Here is a 16,396-nt window from a genome sequence, read left to right on the forward strand (position 1 = left end):
TCAAGATGAGATTTCCCATTGCGCAAGCAAGTAAGATCCCTCAAAGACGATGAGGTAGATAGGTTCGAGGTGGAAGCGTGGCGACACGTGCAGCTGACGAATACTAATCGATCGAGGACTTAACCAACATGTTTCCTGAAAAGCGCGTTTCATGTATTCAATGTCGAATATCCAGTTTTGAGTGAACAAGTCACTCTAAAAAAATAGTCCAGTGATGATGGCAAAGAGGCCACACCCGTTCCCATCCCGAACACGGAAGTTAAGCTCTTTTGCGCCAATGGTAGTTGGGGGTCTCCCCCTGTGAGAGTAGGACGTCGCTGGGCACTTGGAAAGTCGTTACCGTAGCCGGTAACGGCTTTTTTGTTATTCATCAAATTTCTTGTCACTCACTATTCTTGGATATACTCTAAAAGAAACTGAAAAGACGAATGAAAATGAGTGCAGTTTATCAATTTGAAACCTTGAAGCCTAATGGGAAAATGGAATTCCACTAAATTTCTGTTCCATAAAGAAGGCAAGGAGGTTAAACAATATGCTTCGCAGACTTCTCCTCTAAAAATGGAAGAAGAAATCAATAAATGCTTTCATCAAGAAGTCCGAATACTTTTTCTTCTTCGGGTTTCCTTGACACTGCATAGCGGCGCTGATAACCTTACAATAATATTTAAAAGGAAGCAGGAGGCGTGTCCATAATGTGGGAGTCTAAATTTGTAAAAGAAGGTTTAACGTTCGATGATGTATTGCTTGTACCAGCTCGTTCAGAAGTATTGCCGAAAGACGTGAGTTTATCGGTGGAATTAACTTCTACGATAAAGTTGAATATCCCAATCATCAGTGCAGGTATGGATACTGTAACAGAAGCGAAGATGGCTATTTCAATGGCACGTCAAGGCGGATTAGGGATTATCCATAAAAACATGAGCATCGAAGAACAAGCGGAACAAGTAACTACTGTAAAACGTTCTGAAAATGGTGTTATTACCGATCCTTTCTTCTTAACTCCAACGCATCAAGTATTTGATGCAGAACATTTGATGGGGAAATACCGTATTTCAGGCGTACCGATTGTAAACAATGAAGAAGAACAGAAATTAGTAGGGATTATTACCAACCGCGATCTGCGTTTTATCCAAGATTATTCATTGCAGATCGATGAAGTGATGACTAAGGAGAAATTAGTTACGGCTCCAGTTGGCACTACGCTAGAAGATGCGGAAAAAATCCTTCAGCAATACAAAATCGAAAAATTGCCGATCGTTGACAATGATGGCGTATTAAAAGGCTTAATCACAATCAAAGATATCGAGAAAGTAATTGAATTCCCGATTGCTGCTAAAGATGCGCATGGACGCTTGCTTGTCGGAGCTGCTGTTGGCGTTACTTCCGATACGATGAAGCGCGTTGAGCAATTAGTGAAAGCTTCTGTCGACGTAATTGTTTTAGACACAGCGCATGGACATTCAAAAGGTGTTCTTGATATGGTGCAGCAAATCCGTCAAGTGTATCCGGATTTAACCATCGTTGCAGGAAATGTAGCGACTGCAGAAGGCACAAAAGCATTGATTGAAGCAGGAGCAGATGTCGTTAAAGTTGGGATCGGACCAGGTTCGATTTGTACAACACGCGTAGTTGCTGGCGTGGGTGTTCCTCAAATCACAGCTGTTTACGATTGTGCAACAGAAGCACGCAAACATGGAAAAGCGATTATCGCAGATGGCGGCATCAAGTACTCTGGTGATATTATCAAAGCCTTGGCTGCAGGCGGACATGTCGTTATGTTAGGAAGCCTGCTTGCAGGTACGACTGAAAGCCCTGGAGAAACCGAAATTTTCCAAGGACGCCGTTTCAAGACTTACCGTGGAATGGGATCAATCGCTTCAATGGAAAAAGGCTCAAAAGACCGTTATTTCCAAGATGAAGCTAAAAAATTAGTTCCAGAAGGTATCGAAGGGCGTCTGCCGTATAAAGGGCCTTTATCTGATACGATCCATCAATTATTGGGGGGCATTCGTGCTGGTATGGGGTATTGCGGAACAAAAGATTTGCAGACCTTGCGCGAAGAAGCTCAGTTTATCCGGATGACCGGCGCTGGCTTGCGCGAAAGCCATCCACATGATGTTCAAATCACAAAAGAATCGCCTAACTATTCTATTTCGTAATGAATAAACCTTTTAGCACCCTTTTTCGTCTTATTTTAGGCGCAAAGGGTGCTTTTTACATGTTTTTGTTTCAGGACCTATATAATATGATAGAATAGCATGGGTAAACTTATAGATGGAGGTATTTATACAGGTGAAAAATGTTTTAAAAATGACAATGCTACTTACTGTAATGGCTGTATTCTTAACGACAATTATCATTCCGCAACAAGCTAAAGCGGAGAATTCATTGAATATAATGGCGGATGCTGCAATTTTGGTTGATGCTGAGACAGGGAAAATATTATACGAACAAAATTCTGAAGCGCCGCTTGGAATTGCAAGTATGACTAAAATGATGACTGAGTATTTATTATTTGAAGCGATTGAAGAAGGCCGCATCACGTGGGACCAAGAATACAAAGTGACTGATTACACTTATAAAATATCCCAGGACTTACGTTTAAGCAATGTTCCTTTGCGTAAAGATGAAAGTTATACGATCCAAGAATTGTATGAAGCAATGGCGATTTACTCTGCGAATGCAGCGACAATCGGAATTGCTGAAACAATTGCGGGGACAGAAGGCGAATTCGTTCGCTTGATGAATGAAAAAGCTGCTGAATTCGGCTTAAAAGATACAAAATTCGTCAACTCTACAGGATTGAGCAATAAAGACTTGATGGGCATGCAGCCAGAAGGCACAGGCCCTACAGATGAAAACGTTATGCCGGCAAGTTCGGTAGCCCTTTTGGCAAAAATTTTATTAGACACGTACCCTGAAGTGTTAGAAACGACCAAGATTCCTCAAAAAGTTTTCCGTGAAGGCACAGATGATGCGACGAATATGGAAAACTGGAACTCCATGCTTCCTGGTTTGATCTATGAATATGAAGGTGTAGACGGTCTTAAAACAGGAACTACGGATTTTGCGGGACATAGCTTTACCGGTACTGCAAAGCGCGGAGACACGCGTCTTATTGCCGTTGTAATGAAAGCGGTCGATAGTGATGGCGTCGGTTCTTACAAAGCCCGTTTTGACGCGACACGCGCGTTATTCGATTTCGGTTTCGGTCAATTTACTACAGAGGAAATTGTACCTGCCGGATATCAGTTTGAAGGAAAAGAAACATTGCCTGTCACGAAGGGCAAGGAAGACAAAGTGAATATCGCAGTCAAAGAACCTATTAAGATGTTGATCCGCACAGTCGACAAGGATACTTATAAACCCGAATTGGTCATTGATGAGTCCGTGCTGACGGATGGAGAAATGGAAGCTGGCGTCGATAAAGACAAAGTGGTCGGCTCCGTTAAAGTGGCAAAAACGGAAGGCACAGATTATGGCTATCTAAATGAAAAAAACGCTGCAGCTGAAGTCGTAACGACTGAAAAAGTAGAGCGCGCCAACTGGTTCTCTCTATCGATGCAGGCAGTTGGAAGCTTCTTCTCTACCATGTGGGTTGGAGCAGTTGATTTCGTTACAGGTTTGTTCTAATAAAAAGCAGTTCCCCTATTAAATAAGGGAACTGCTTTTTTGTGCTTTTAAAGGGGATCGATCCCCCAGCAGCGCATGAGCTTTAAAATGCCTTGTTCGATTTCAGCTTCCGATAAGCCGCCAAAACCAAGGACAATTTTAGGAGGAGTCAGCGTTCGGCCAGAAATATCGTATGATTCCAAACCGAAGACCCGGATTTTTTCCTGTTTGGCCAGCCCAAGCAGCTCTTTTTCAGCTAAGTGTGTTTGTACCGTCAAGACGATGTGCATGCCTGCTTGTTCACCTGAAACTGTAACTGCGGGAGTATACGGGGCCAACACGGAAGTCAGCCGTTCCAATTTTTTCTTGTAAAGCTTCCGCATGCGATTCAAGTGGCGCGAAAAATGGCCCTCTTTCATAAATTCAGCGACGATTTGTTGATCGGTGCGCGGAACGGAAGACGAATAATGAAGAAAAGTCTGTTGATACGCTGTAAGCAAACGTTTTGGAAGTACCATATAGGCGATGCGCAAGGATGGCATCAATGATTTCGAGAACGTGCTGAGATAGATGACGCGTCCGCTCAAATCCATGCTCTGCAAAGCGGGGATGGGCCGGCTTGTGTAGCGGAATTCACTGTCGTAATCGTCTTCGATAATGAACCGTTCCGGCTTTGCAGCGGCCCAGTTCAATAATTGGGCCCGTTTCGCTGCACTCAAGACCGAACCGCTCGGAAATTGGTGGGACGGCGTTACATAAGCTACATCCACTGAAGAGCTTTCTAATTCGCTAATATCGATGCCGTCTTCTTCTACCGCAATCGGCACCGCTTTCCGGTCATGGTGGGCAAAGATGCTATGTGTAAGCGGGTATCCTGGATTTTCAAAGCCGTAGACGATATTTTTATCCAGCAGCCGTATCAACAGGGGCATCAATTGCTCGGTGCCTGAACCGATGATGATTTGCTCTTTATCACAGACTACGCCTCTCGATTGAAATAGATAACGGTCAATTTCCTGTCGAAGTTCTTCATCTCCTTGTGGATGGCCGGAAAGAAGCAATTCGTGATTGCTCTCATCCATCACTTCTTTAGTGATTTTTCGCCAAGCGGCAAAAGGGAAGGACTGTGTATCAATTTTCCCGGAGTTGAAATCATAGTGATACACGAAATGCTCCGCCTGAACCGGCTCTTCTTGGGGGAGATCCAGGTAGGCCAGTTCTTCAATGGCCTGGGCATAATAGCCTTTCCGGTCCCGCGCTTCAATAAACCCTTCAGCGACGAGCTGGCCATAAGCCAGTTCGACAGTGGTCTGGCTAATATCCAGGAAATCTGAAAGCTTCCGCTTGCTTGGCAATTTAACGCCGACCGAAATCTTGCCGCTGATGATGGCTTGTTTGATTTCCTCGTAAAGCTGTTTATATAAGGGGATGGAGTGGTCGCGTTTGAGTTGGAACATAAGCATATCCATGAAATTCTCCTATCTGACCTTTTGAATTTATAAGGAACTGAGTCTTTTTGTAGGGTCACTTTTTATTATACTGAATATATAAATAAAAGAGGAGGGAATTTTAATGAGTGAACATGGAACAAATCGCGTTAAACGCGGAATGGCTGAAATGCAAAAAGGCGGCGTCATCATGGATGTGGTCAATGCGGAACAAGCACGGATTGCTGAAGCTGCAGGTGCTACGGCTGTAATGGCATTGGAACGCGTACCTTCGGATATCCGGAGAGACGGCGGAGTTGCCCGAATGGCGGATCCGCGCATTACCGAAGAAGTGATGAAGGCAGTATCGATTCCAGTGATGGCAAAAGCTCGTATTGGCCATATTGTGGAAGCGCGGGTGCTGGAAGCGATGGGTGTCGATTATATTGATGAAAGTGAAGTATTGACGCCAGCAGATGAAGAATTCCACTTATTAAAAAATACATATACGGTACCGTTTGTCTGCGGATGCCGCAATTTAGGCGAAGCAGCCCGCCGCATCGGTGAAGGAGCATCCATGCTCCGGACAAAAGGAGAACCGGGAACGGGCAATATCGTCGAAGCGGTGCGTCATTTGCGGCAAGTGAATGCGGAAGTTCGCAAAGTGGTGACGATGAGTGAAGACGAATTGATGACAGAAGCCCGGAACTTAGGCGCTTCTTATGAATTTTTGAAAGAAGTAAAACGGTTAGGGCGGTTGCCGGTCGTTAATTTTGCGGCAGGCGGCGTTGCAACGCCAGCCGATGCCGCATTGATGATGGAACTGGGAGCGGATGGAGTATTCGTCGGGTCCGGCATCTTCAAATCGGATCATCCTGAAAAATTTGCTCATGCCATCGTCGAAGCGACAACACATTACCAAGACTATCGATTGATTGCTGAACTTTCAAAAGACCTTGGCATCGCGATGAAAGGAATTGAAATGTTCACAATTGCTGCGGGTGAACGTATGCAAGAGCGGGGCTGGTAAGATGAAGCGAATTGGAGTCTTGGCCTTGCAAGGGGCTGTCCGTGAGCATATGCGTTCAATTGAAGCGTGCAAGGCGGAAGCCGTTGCGGTGAAATGGCCGAAAGATTTAGAAGGATTAGATGGGCTGATTCTGCCGGGCGGCGAAAGCACCGCGATACGCCGATCCATCGATCGCTACGGATTGATGGAGCCGTTGTGTGAGTTCGCAAAAACCGGCAAGCCACTGTTCGGCACATGTGCCGGATTGATTTTATTGGCAGGTACCGTTGTCGGATGCGAAGAGCCGCATCTCGGCGTTATGGACGTGGTAGTAGAGCGCAATTCATTTGGCCGACAAGTGGACAGTTTTGAAGCACCGCTATCCATCAAAGGGATGGAAGTTGCTTTTGAAGCGGTATTCATCCGGGCGCCTCATATCGTCAGCGCCGGTCCTTCGGTTGAAGTGCTGTGTGAACATAAGGGCAAAATCGTCATGGCGCGGTGCGGGCAGTTCCTCGGCTGCTCGTTCCATCCCGAATTGACCGATGATCACCGGATCATGGAATACTTTCTGAACATGGTTCCCCGCGCAACGGACGCTCCCTTGCCAAACGATTCAATTTATAGTAAAGTATGATTAATTTAAAAGTAGAAACGTTGATGGGAACTAGTAGGACGTCTGTTTTTCCAAAGAGAGCCGGTGGTTGGTGCGAACCGGTGAAAAGCGCGTGTGAATCCACCCCTGAGTTGCATGGCGAAATAAGCCATTGCCGGTTTAAAGGCCGTTATGTAATGAAGAGGACTGGCTTTTGCCGGTCAATCAGGGTGGCAACGCGGGTAGCTCTCGTCCCTTTTACCAAGGGATGGGGGCTATTTTTGTTGCCTTTTTTCCATGGACTGAAAATTTGAAGGAGGAATTTACATGTTAGACATTAAATTTGTACGTGCGAATTTTGAAGAAGTGAAAACGAAATTGGCGAAGCGCGGGGAAGACATTTCCGTGTTGGACGATTTTGAAACAGTGGATGCAAAACGCCGCGAATTGATTGCCCAGACAGAGAAATTGAAAGCGGAGCGCAACGAAGCCACTCAAAACATTGCGACTATGAAGCGCAATAAAGAAAACGCAGACGAAGCGATTGCCAAAATGCGTGAAGTCGGCGACCAGATCAAAGTGATCGACGATGAATTGCGTGAAGTGGAAGAACGCTTGAATTACATCATGATGCGTGTGCCGAACATTCCGCACGACAGCGTGCCAGTCGGGGATTCTGAAGATGACAACGTGGAAATCCGCACGTGGGGAACAAAGCCGGAGTTCACGTTTGAAGCAAAGCCGCATTGGGATCTTGGTACGGATTTAAATATCATCGATTTTGAACGCGCAGCGAAAGTGACGGGCAGCCGTTTTGTCTTCTACCGCGGGCTTGGCGCACGCCTTGAACGTGCACTTATCAACTTCATGATGGACCTTCATCAGGAAGAGCATGGCTACGAAGAAATGCTGCCGCCTTATATGGTTAACCGCGACAGCTTGACAGGCACTGGCCAATTGCCGAAATTCGAAGAAGATGCGTTCTTGATCGAAAAAGAGGATTATTTCCTGATTCCGACATCTGAAGTGCCGGTGACAAACTTTTACCGCGACGAAATCCTATCAGCGGATATCTTGCCGCAAGCCTTTGCTTCATACAGCGCGAATTTCCGCTCTGAAGCCGGTTCTGCGGGACGCGACACACGCGGGTTAATCAGACAGCACCAATTCAATAAAGTCGAGCTGGTGCGCTTTGTGAAGCCGGAAGATTCTTATGATGAGCTGGAGAAATTGACAGGACACGCGGAAAAAGTGCTGCAGCTGCTTGGCCTCCCTTATCGCGTCTTGAAAATGTGCACAGCCGACCTCGGCTTCACCGCTGCGAAGAAATACGATATCGAAGTATGGATTCCGAGCCAGGAAATGTACCGCGAAATTTCTTCTTGCAGTAATTTCGAAGATTTCCAAGCACGCCGTGCGAACGTCAAATTCCGCCGCGAAGCAAATGGCAAGCCGGAATTTGTGCATACCTTAAACGGAAGCGGTTTAGCGATCGGACGTACTGTGGCAGCCTTGCTTGAAAACTGCCAGCAGGAAGACGGAACCATCTTGATTCCTGAAGTGCTGCGTCCTTATATGGGCGGCAAAGAAGTCATCAAATAAAATAAATGAACAGAGCCTGGAAATGTAGGTTTCCAGGCTCTTTATTTTTGTGAAATCGGGTAAAGAGAGGGAAAGGCTAATCGAAAGGAATGATAAAAGTGGAACAGGTCTCTTTTGAATTTGTCAAAACGAACGGCATTACCTTGCATACGGCAGTAGCGGGTCCCGAAAACGGGCCGCTTGCAATATTGCTGCATGGCTTCCCTGAATTTTGGTACGGGTGGATTCACCAGATTGAGCCGCTTGCAGCGAAAGGCTACCGCGTTGTGGTACCGGATCAGCGCGGCTATAATTTGAGCGATAAACCGGAAGGCATTGAAAATTACACATTGGATTTATTGCGCGATGATATTGTCGGATTGATCGAAGGGTTTGAACGAACGAGTGCTACGGTGATTGGCCACGATTGGGGAGGTGCGGTCGCCTGGCATTTGGCTGCAACCAAACCGCAATACGTCGAGCAGCTGATTGCCGTGAATATCCCCCATCCAAAGGCAATGCCGCGTGTCATGAAGAAAAATCCGGCGCAATGGGTGAAGAGTTCCTATATCGCTTTTTTCCAAGTGCCTGAGCTTCCTGAGAAAACATTGGCAGCGGATTATTTTAAAACGATGGTCAGCAGTTTGGTGTCAACGAGCCGGCCGAATACTTTTTCAGAAGAGGAGATTTCCGCTTATCAATCCGCCTGGGCGCAGCCCGGCGCATTGACGGCGATGCTTAATTGGTACCGGGCGATCCGAAAAGGCAGCATGCTGCAGACGCCCGAAGAGAAAATCAGGGTGCCCGTGCGGATCCTCTGGGGACTTGGGGATCAGTTCTTATCTCCGATGCTCGCAAAAGAAAGCTTGAATTTCTGTGAAGACGGAGAATTGGTCTTTATCGGCGAAGCTACCCACTGGGTGCATCACGAGCAGTCATACATTGTAAACAAGTTAATTGCCCATTTTTTAGACGAGAAAAAAGCGGAAGCTCCTTTAGGATAAGGACTCCCGCTTTTTCTTTTTCTTGTTCTCCCGAAGAGCCCGGAAGAAATTGGTCAGCAACTGGCCGCATTCTTCTGCTCGTACATTTTCGGTCACATCGCATTGATGGTTAAAGCGGTCGTCATTCAGCAAACGGTAAAGTGAATCGACGCTTCCGGCTTTCACATCGCGTGCCCCGTAAATCACACGCGGAATGCGGGATTGCAGAATGGCACCGGCACACATTGGGCACGGCTCTAACGTTACGTAAAGCTGGGTGTTTTCCAAACGCCAGCTGCCGAGTTTCTCACAAGCTTCCTGGATGGCCAATAGCTCGGCATGTGTAACGGCGTTTTGTGTCGTCTCCCGCAGGTTATGGGCTCTTGCAATAACTTCCCCGTCGCGGACAATGACCGCGCCAATCGGCACTTCTCCTTTTGCTGCTGCTTTTTCAGCTTCTTCAATTGCCAATTGCATATAGAAATGATCTAATTCGCTGCCATTCATCAAACATCGCTCCTTATTTGATAGTGTAGCATTTTTTTATGGTTTTAGAACCTTCTCTTCGCAACGCATCAAGACAAACGTCCCGATAAAAGGTAAAATAAAAATGGACTAAAAGACAAAGGTGAACATTAGGGGAGATTTGATGGTAAAAGAACATAAAAAGGAGTCTTTTCGGCATTTAATCGGGCGTTTTTGCCTTATTTTATTAGGCGCGACCATGGCTGCTGTTTCAATTGAGCTTTTTTTAGTGCCGAATTCGATCATTGATGGCGGCATCATCGGCATTTCGTTGATTTTGGACTATTTAACGCCCATTCCTTTTGGTATTTTGATGGTGGTCATCAATTTGCCATTCCTCTTCTTTGGATATAAACACATCGGAAAAAACTTCTTTATGTCTTCGATTTTTGCAATTGTCGCGCTGGCCATTATTGAATTTCCTCTGCACCCGATTCCGGGAGTGGTTGATGATCCGTTGCTTGCCACGGTTTTTGGCGGTCTCCTTCTGGGGGCCGGGGTAGGGCTCGTTATCCGAAACGGCGGGGCGCTAGATGGAACCGAAATCCTCGGTATTTTATTGACGCGCAAATTGCCTTTTTCAGTTGGTGAATTCGTTATGTTTGCCAATATTTTCGTTTTTTTATGGGCAGGCTTCGTCTTGGGCTGGGAGCAGGCGATGTATTCGATCCTTACATACTATATTGCTTCGAAAACGATTGATATGGTTATTCAGGGGCTTGATGAAACAAAAGCCGTACTGATCGTTTCAGACGAATTTATCGAATTGGGTGCTGCCATCAATTCGCGCCTTGGCCGAAGCGTCACCAAGCTTCACGGCAAGGGCGGTTTTGAAGAATCGGCGAAAGATGTCATTTATGTCGTCGTTACGCGCTTGGAAATTTCAAAGCTCAAACAAATTGTAGCAGACATTGATCCAACTGCATTTGTCACAATCATGGACACACAGGAAGTGCATGGAGGAACGTTCAAAGCAGCTATCCATTAAACTGGACGGCTGTTTTTTTTCTACTTTTCATGTTCTGTCTATGGTAAAATAAATGGCATTGCATCACACTTGAAAAGAAAGAGGGGGACTTCCCATGCCGGTGCCATTTATCACGGTAGAAGGTCCGATAGGCGTTGGCAAAACGTCATTGACGAAAGTAATTGCTGAACAAAACCAATTCCAACTGCTAAAAGAAATCGTGGACGAAAACCCGTTTCTCAATAAATTCTATGAAGATATTGAAGAGTGGAGCTTCCAGACGGAAATGTTCTTTTTATGCAATCGCTATAAACAATTATCCGATATCCAGAAAAAGTTCATCTCGAACCGTGAACCTGTCGTAGCGGATTACCATATTTTTAAAAACCTCATTTTTGCAAAGCGGACATTGCCGGAAGCGGAATATGCCAAATACGAAGCGATCTACCGCATCTTGACGGCGGATATGCCGAAACCCAATGTCATCATTTACTTGCATGCGAGCTTGGATACGTTGATGAAACGCATCAAGCTGCGCGGCCGTGAATTTGAAAAGATGATCACGCCGGAATACATGGAACAACTGGCCGCAGACTACCACGCCTTCATCGAAGTTTTTGAACAGGCGCATCCGGAAATACCGGTTCTTCGTTTTAACGGAGATGAAATCGATTTCGTCCAAAATGAAGCAGACTTGCAGCTGATTTTAAGCAAAGTGGACGAAACTCTACAACAAAGGAGCTTATCAATATGAATTTACGTGAAAAATACGGGATCCCTTCGGATGCAGTAATAACGATTGCAGGGACTGTAGGTGTCGGCAAGTCGACGATGACGAAAGCTTTGGCAGATGCTTTGCAATTCCGGACATCGTTTGAAAAAGTGGATACGAATCCTTATTTGGATTTGTTCTACGACGATTTCGAGAAATGGAGCTTCCATCTGCAGATCTACTTCCTGGCTGAACGCTTCAAAGAACAAAAGCGGATGTTCGAATATGGGGGCGGCTTTATCCAGGACCGTTCGATTTACGAAGATACCGGTATTTTTGCGAAAATGCACTGGGAAAAAGGCACGATGAACAATGTCGACTACGAAACGTATACGAATTTGTTCGAAGCGATGGTCATGACGCCGTATTTCCCACATCCGGATTTGCTGATTTACCTGGAGGGGTCGCTTGAAGACATTCTAGGGCGCATCCAGGAACGCGGCCGCTTGATGGAGCAGCAGACACCAGTTGAATATTGGGTGGAAATGCACGACCGCTACGAAAAGTGGATCAACAGCTTTAACGGCTGCCCGGTACTGCGCTTGAATATCAGCGACTATGATTTGATGAACGATCCGGATTGCTCGGAGAAAATCGTTGAGCGCATCGGAAACTTCCTTCAACAAACAGCTGTATTAAAAAAATAAAAAGCAAAACCCCTTTAGCCGAACTGGGCTAAAGGGGTCTTTTATTTCCCGGGAAATAGAGGAGAGAAAATAAAAAGCAGAGGGCGAGAGCCCTCTGCTTGAATGAGTATGTATCAAAATCTTCAGACATATAACTGTTAAGAAAAATTCGCTACTTGCGTAACGAATCCAATCTCGAATTTATATGCGCGTGTAAATTCAAAAAATGGAGGAGGAAGAGGGATTCGAACCCCCGCGGGATTTGACTCCCCTGTCGGTTTTCAAGACCGATCCCTTCAGCCAAACTTGGGTATTCCTCCGTATCAGACAAGAATTAATTTATCACGGATTGATATTTGCTGTCAACACTTTCAAAGAATTTTTTTGAGATTTTTTTAATTTCGTGGAAAATCGTGATTGGAACAAGGAATTTAACGGGATTTCATTTTAATAAAGCTTACCAATTGATTTTTTTTAGAAATATTCGTATACTAGTAAATGCCGTGCTAGGTGGGAAGGTAGCGGTGTCCTGTAACCTGCAATCCGCTCTAGCAGGACTGAATTCCTTTCTGAGGCTGTTTGTATGCAAGGTCTGCCTCTTGCACGTAGTGTTGACGTCTGGGTCCTGCGCAATGGGAACCCATGAACCATGTCAGGTCCGGAAGGAAGCAGCATTAAGTGGAACTTTTCATGTGCCGCGGGGTTGCCTAGATCGAGCCAACGACAAGGGTAACGCTTGTGTGCAGCAGTCGAAGAAAGGTGCACGGCATTAACTTTAAAACTCAGAGCCTGTCCGCAAGTTATTGCGGGCAGGTTTTTTGTATGTTCTCAAGGGGGATTCACCGGGAGAAATCATTCAGAAGAACCCCCTATTTATGGTATAATAAAAGGACCGAAAACAGATTTTACAAAAGGAGAGAAAACCGTTGGCGTATCAAGCTTTTTATCGTGTGTACAGACCGCAGTCCTTTTCTGAAATGTCAGGTCAGTCGCATATCAAACAAACCCTTCAAAATGCTCTCCTTTACAATAAGACCACGCATGCTTATTTGTTCTCGGGACCAAGAGGAACAGGGAAGACAAGTACAGCTAAAATTTTCGCCAAGGCGTTGAACTGTGAACAGGCACCCGTTGCAGAACCATGCAATGAATGTGCTTCTTGCCGCAGCATCACCGAAGGTTCGAATACAGACGTCATCGAATTTGATGCGGCGTCCAACTCACGTGTAGAGGAAATGCGGGAAATTATCGAGAAAGTCCGTTTCTCTCCAGCGAATTCGCGTTTTAAGATTTACATCATTGATGAAGTCCATATGCTATCGAACAGTGCTTTCAATGCTTTATTGAAAACTTTAGAAGAGCCGCCGGAACATGTGGTGTTCATTCTCGCAACAACCGAGCCGCATAAATTGCCGCTAACCATCATTTCACGCTGCCAGCGCTTTGATTTCAAGCGATTGACACAAGCGGATATTGTAGACCGCATGATCGAAGTGTTGACGGATGCAGAAATTCCGTACAACGAACAAGTGCTGAAAGTGATTGCACAAGCTGCTGCAGGCGGGATGCGGGATGCCCTTAGTTTGCTCGACCAAGTGGTTTCTTTCAGTGGAGATGAAATGACTTTGGAAGATGCCCTTTTGGTGACAGGTTCCATCAGCCAGGACATGTTCTACGATATTGCAGAAGCGTTGGTGGCAAAAGACATCGGACAAGCGCTCACGCTGCTTGAACAATTGGTGCGGGACGGGAAAGATCCGGTTCGTTTAGTAGAAGATTTCATTACATTCTTCCGCGATCTTTTATTGATCCAGACAGCTCCTGATTTGCACGATATGCTGGAGCTTGCAAGCCATGAACCGCGTTTTGAGGAGTTAGCGAAACAATTCAATCCGGTGACTCTATATGAATGGATTGACGTTTTGACGAAAACGCAGCAGGAAATGCGTTTTTCCAATCACACGAAAATCTATATGGAAACGGCCTTGCTGAAAATGGTGCAAGCTGATGCCCCTGTGTTAACTTCATCTTCCCACGTTTCCGCTTCACCGGAACTGGAAGCGAAAGTGAATCAGCTGGAGCAATTGGTCATCCAACTTCAGCAGCAGCTGAAAAATGGAGCAGCGGCAGCTCCAGCCGGGGCAGCGGCTGAACCGAAAAGACGTCAGCGTTCGCAAAGCAGTTACAAAACACCGGTTGGCCGGATCGAGGATGTCTTGAAGAATGCGACTAAACCGGATATTCAAGCGATTAAAACCAATTGGGCGACGGTCATGGCGCAATTGCAGAAATCTCATTCAGCTTTATTGAATGAAGCGGAGCCCGTAGCGGCTTCACCGGATGCTTTTGTGTTAAAATTCAAGTATGATATTCATTGTCAGATGGCAGCAGATAACCAGACCTTTTCTGTCGCTTTCAGCCAGCTGCTTGAGCAGTATACAGGCAAAGCGTATACGCCCATCTTTGTACCGGATGAAAGCTGGCTGAAAATCCGAGAAGATTTCATTAAGAGCAATGGATTGAAATCAGGTGCAGAGGAAAGACAGACAGAGTCGGAAGAAGAACATCCTTTCTCGGCGGAAGGCGCAGCAGCGGAAGAAGATCCGTTCATCGCTGAAGCTGAGCGGCTTTTCGGAAAAGACTTTGTGGAAGTACAAGAAGACTAATTAAACGAATCTTAAGGAGGAAACAATTATGCGCGGTGGCGGAAATATGCAAGGCATGATGAAACAAATGCAGAAAATGCAAAAACAGATGGCAGAGGCCCAAGAAGAACTAGGGACGTTGAAATTTGAAGGGTCAGCTGGCGGCGGCATGGTGAAAGTTACCGTGTCAGGTCACAAAGAAGTTCTAGATTTCGCATTAGATCCATCTGTTGTTGATCCGGAAGATGTTGAAATGTTGCAGGATTTATTGATCGTAGCTACAAACGAAGCATTTAAAAAAGCGGATGAACATGCGAATTCCACAATGGGGAAATTCACTAAGGGCTTAAATATTCCTGGCATGTTCTAGGAGGAAACAATATGCATTACCCTGAACCAATTTCAAAATTAATGGAGAGTTTTATGAAATTGCCAGGAATCGGGCCGAAAACAGCGGCCCGTCTGGCATTTTTTGTGCTTGGAATGAAAGAAGATACTGTTCTTGATTTTGCGAAAGCGTTAGTGGATGCAAAGCGGAATTTAAGTTTTTGCTCGAATTGCGGGCATATTACCGATATCGATCCTTGCCATATCTGCCAGGATCAAAGTCGTGACCGCTCCACTATCTGCGTAGTGCAGGATCCAAAAGATGTCATTGCGATGGAAAAAATGCGCGATTATACGGGACTGTACCATGTGCTGCAAGGTGCGATTTCTCCGATGGATGGAATCGGACCGGAAGACATTAACGTACCGTCATTGTTGAAGCGGCTTCAAGATGAGACCGTGAAGGAATTGATCCTGGCAACAAACCCGACCATAGAGGGAGAAGCAACAGCTATGTATATTTCCCGTCTCGTGAAGCCATCCGGCATTAAGACGACGAGAATTGCTCATGGCCTTCCGGTCGGCGGAGATCTCGAGTATGCAGATGAAGTGACTTTATCGAAAGCTTTAGAAGGCCGGCGTGAACTCTAACGCGAGATGCGTATTTATAGTTTAGTATTCTCCCACTTGCAAAAGTGGGAGTTTTACTGCCCGTTAATAGGGCTGAAGAGGAGATTAACGAATGCTGTTTTCAAAAAGAGGGAAATTGAAAAAAGAATTTGATGAACAGCTCATCGATCAGTTCATTGAAACAAAGCAAAGTCTCCAGAAAGCCCAGAGGCTTGAGGAGCTCTCAGATGATTACGATCTATTTGTCATTACGGAGAGAAAGATCATTGAAAGCAAATATCTGTTTCTACTGAAAGAAGCAAGAAACCGAAAAGTGAAGATTACATAAGAGGCCGGCGCTTATAAAGTAAAGCGCTGCTTTTTATTGCTAAAGCCTTGGAAATGAAGATAAGCGACAAAGAATTGAAGTGCTTTTTATCGAACGCTTATATAGAAGAAACTCATTAACAATAGTGGAATACTTTTTAAATATAATATTTATCGTCAAAAGTGTTGACACTTATAGAAACATGCTTTAATATAATAGGAGTCGCCAAGAGAGAAACAAAAAACGAATAACATCTGAGCGACAACATGAACCTTGAAAACTGAACAGCAAAACGTCAACGAATACTCGATACGAGCGTTTATCGCGAGTACGAGAATTTGCGAAGGCTGCGCAAGCAGTCGAGCAAAAGATTACTGATCAGGCTTTAGC

Annotated in this window: 15 protein-coding genes, 1 tRNA gene, 2 rRNA genes, 1 other RNA gene and 1 other annotated feature; of the genes, 16 read left to right on the top strand and 3 right to left on the bottom strand. The window is 45.5% G+C overall.

Annotation, left to right across the window (positions count from 1 at the left end; all coding sequences use genetic code 11):
- The 4 genes from NFU07_RS17520 to NFU07_RS17535 form a co-directional block, all read left to right on the top strand.
- A 23S ribosomal RNA gene (locus NFU07_RS17520) occupies positions 1–127 on the top strand; the annotation flags it as partial.
- Between the two features lie 80 nt (positions 128–207).
- Positions 208–323: ribosomal RNA gene (gene rrf / locus NFU07_RS17525) — 5S ribosomal RNA — on the top strand.
- Positions 324–692: 369 nt separating this feature from the next.
- Positions 693–2,159, top strand: coding sequence for an IMP dehydrogenase (guaB, locus tag NFU07_RS17530; RefSeq protein WP_251480558.1), 1,467 nt, complete (start codon positions 693–695; stop codon positions 2,157–2,159).
- A gap of 133 nt (positions 2,160–2,292) precedes the next feature.
- Entirely contained in the window at positions 2,293–3,633 is a 1,341-nt protein-coding gene (locus tag NFU07_RS17535; RefSeq protein WP_397443749.1) for a D-alanyl-D-alanine carboxypeptidase family protein, read from the top strand.
- Between the two features lie 47 nt (positions 3,634–3,680).
- On the opposite strand, the gene pdxR is transcribed toward NFU07_RS17535, so the two are convergent.
- The gene (gene pdxR / locus NFU07_RS17540) at positions 3,681–5,081 is read right to left on the bottom strand and encodes a MocR-like pyridoxine biosynthesis transcription factor PdxR (RefSeq protein WP_251480561.1); all 1,401 of its coding nucleotides are present in this window, start codon (positions 5,079–5,081) and stop codon (positions 3,681–3,683) included.
- A 103-nt stretch (positions 5,082–5,184) separates the two neighbouring features.
- On the opposite strand from pdxR, the gene pdxS reads away from it, so the two are divergent.
- The 4 genes from pdxS (at position 5,185) to NFU07_RS17560 (ending at position 9,228) form a co-directional block, all read left to right on the top strand.
- Positions 5,185–6,069 (top strand): pyridoxal 5'-phosphate synthase lyase subunit PdxS, encoded by an 885-nt coding sequence (gene pdxS, locus NFU07_RS17545; RefSeq protein WP_251480564.1) that lies wholly within the window; start codon positions 5,185–5,187, stop codon positions 6,067–6,069.
- A gap of 1 nt (position 6,070) precedes the next feature.
- Complete coding sequence (gene pdxT, locus NFU07_RS17550) at positions 6,071–6,685, top strand: pyridoxal 5'-phosphate synthase glutaminase subunit PdxT (protein WP_251480567.1); 615 nt, start codon at positions 6,071–6,073, stop codon at positions 6,683–6,685.
- An 11-nt stretch (positions 6,686–6,696) separates the two neighbouring features.
- Positions 6,697–6,903: a binding site (T-box leader), on the top strand.
- Positions 6,904–6,970: 67 nt separating this feature from the next.
- Entirely contained in the window at positions 6,971–8,245 is a 1,275-nt protein-coding gene (serS, locus tag NFU07_RS17555; RefSeq protein ID WP_251480570.1) for a serine--tRNA ligase, read from the top strand.
- A gap of 98 nt (positions 8,246–8,343) precedes the next feature.
- A complete protein-coding gene (locus tag NFU07_RS17560) occupies positions 8,344–9,228 on the top strand; it encodes an alpha/beta fold hydrolase (RefSeq protein WP_251480573.1) in 885 nt (294 codons plus the stop codon).
- On the opposite strand, the gene tadA is transcribed toward NFU07_RS17560, so the two are convergent.
- On the bottom strand, positions 9,220–9,714 hold the full coding sequence (gene tadA / locus NFU07_RS17565) for a tRNA adenosine(34) deaminase TadA (protein WP_251480576.1): 495 nt from the start codon (positions 9,712–9,714) through the stop codon (positions 9,220–9,222). The genes NFU07_RS17560 and tadA overlap by 9 nt on opposite strands.
- Positions 9,715–9,853: 139 nt before the next feature.
- On the opposite strand from tadA, the gene NFU07_RS17570 reads away from it, so the two are divergent.
- The 3 genes from NFU07_RS17570 to NFU07_RS17580 all read left to right on the top strand — a co-directional run bounded on the left by NFU07_RS17570 (position 9,854) and on the right by NFU07_RS17580 (position 12,118).
- The gene (locus NFU07_RS17570) at positions 9,854–10,720 is read left to right on the top strand and encodes a YitT family protein (protein ID WP_251480589.1); all 867 of its coding nucleotides are present in this window, start codon (positions 9,854–9,856) and stop codon (positions 10,718–10,720) included.
- A 94-nt stretch (positions 10,721–10,814) separates the two neighbouring features.
- Positions 10,815–11,453 carry a deoxynucleoside kinase gene (locus tag NFU07_RS17575; protein ID WP_235197747.1) on the top strand — a complete coding sequence of 213 codons (639 nt, stop codon included), beginning with the start codon at positions 10,815–10,817 and terminating at the stop codon, positions 11,451–11,453.
- A complete protein-coding gene (locus NFU07_RS17580; RefSeq protein ID WP_251480579.1) occupies positions 11,450–12,118 on the top strand; it encodes a deoxynucleoside kinase in 669 nt (222 codons plus the stop codon). Before NFU07_RS17575 ends, NFU07_RS17580 begins: the two co-directional genes overlap by 4 nt.
- A 206-nt stretch (positions 12,119–12,324) precedes the next feature.
- Here NFU07_RS17580 and NFU07_RS17585 read toward each other — a convergent pair.
- Positions 12,325–12,417: transfer RNA gene (locus tag NFU07_RS17585), tRNA-Ser, on the bottom strand.
- A 181-nt stretch (positions 12,418–12,598) separates the two neighbouring features.
- Here NFU07_RS17585 and ffs point away from each other — a divergent pair.
- The 5 genes from ffs (at position 12,599) to NFU07_RS17610 (ending at position 16,027) form a co-directional block, all read left to right on the top strand.
- Positions 12,599–12,864, top strand: an RNA gene (gene ffs, locus NFU07_RS17590) — signal recognition particle sRNA large type.
- 159 nt (positions 12,865–13,023) lie between these two features.
- Positions 13,024–14,763 (top strand): DNA polymerase III subunit gamma/tau, encoded by a 1,740-nt coding sequence (gene dnaX, locus NFU07_RS17595; protein ID WP_251480582.1) that lies wholly within the window; start codon positions 13,024–13,026, stop codon positions 14,761–14,763.
- A gap of 28 nt (positions 14,764–14,791) precedes the next feature.
- Positions 14,792–15,112, top strand: a complete 321-nt coding sequence (locus tag NFU07_RS17600) for a YbaB/EbfC family nucleoid-associated protein (protein ID WP_235197750.1) — start codon at positions 14,792–14,794, stop codon at positions 15,110–15,112.
- Between the two features lie 11 nt (positions 15,113–15,123).
- Positions 15,124–15,720 (top strand): recombination mediator RecR, encoded by a 597-nt coding sequence (gene recR / locus NFU07_RS17605; RefSeq protein WP_052649537.1) that lies wholly within the window; start codon positions 15,124–15,126, stop codon positions 15,718–15,720.
- Positions 15,721–15,811: 91 nt separating this feature from the next.
- The gene (locus NFU07_RS17610) at positions 15,812–16,027 is read left to right on the top strand and encodes a YaaL family protein (RefSeq protein ID WP_235197751.1); all 216 of its coding nucleotides are present in this window, start codon (positions 15,812–15,814) and stop codon (positions 16,025–16,027) included.
- Positions 16,028–16,396: the final 369 nt, after the last annotated feature.

The organism is Planococcus sp. NCCP-2050, from assembly GCF_023708025.1.
In the GTDB taxonomy this organism is placed as follows: Bacteria; Bacillota; Bacilli; order Bacillales_A; family Planococcaceae; genus Planococcus.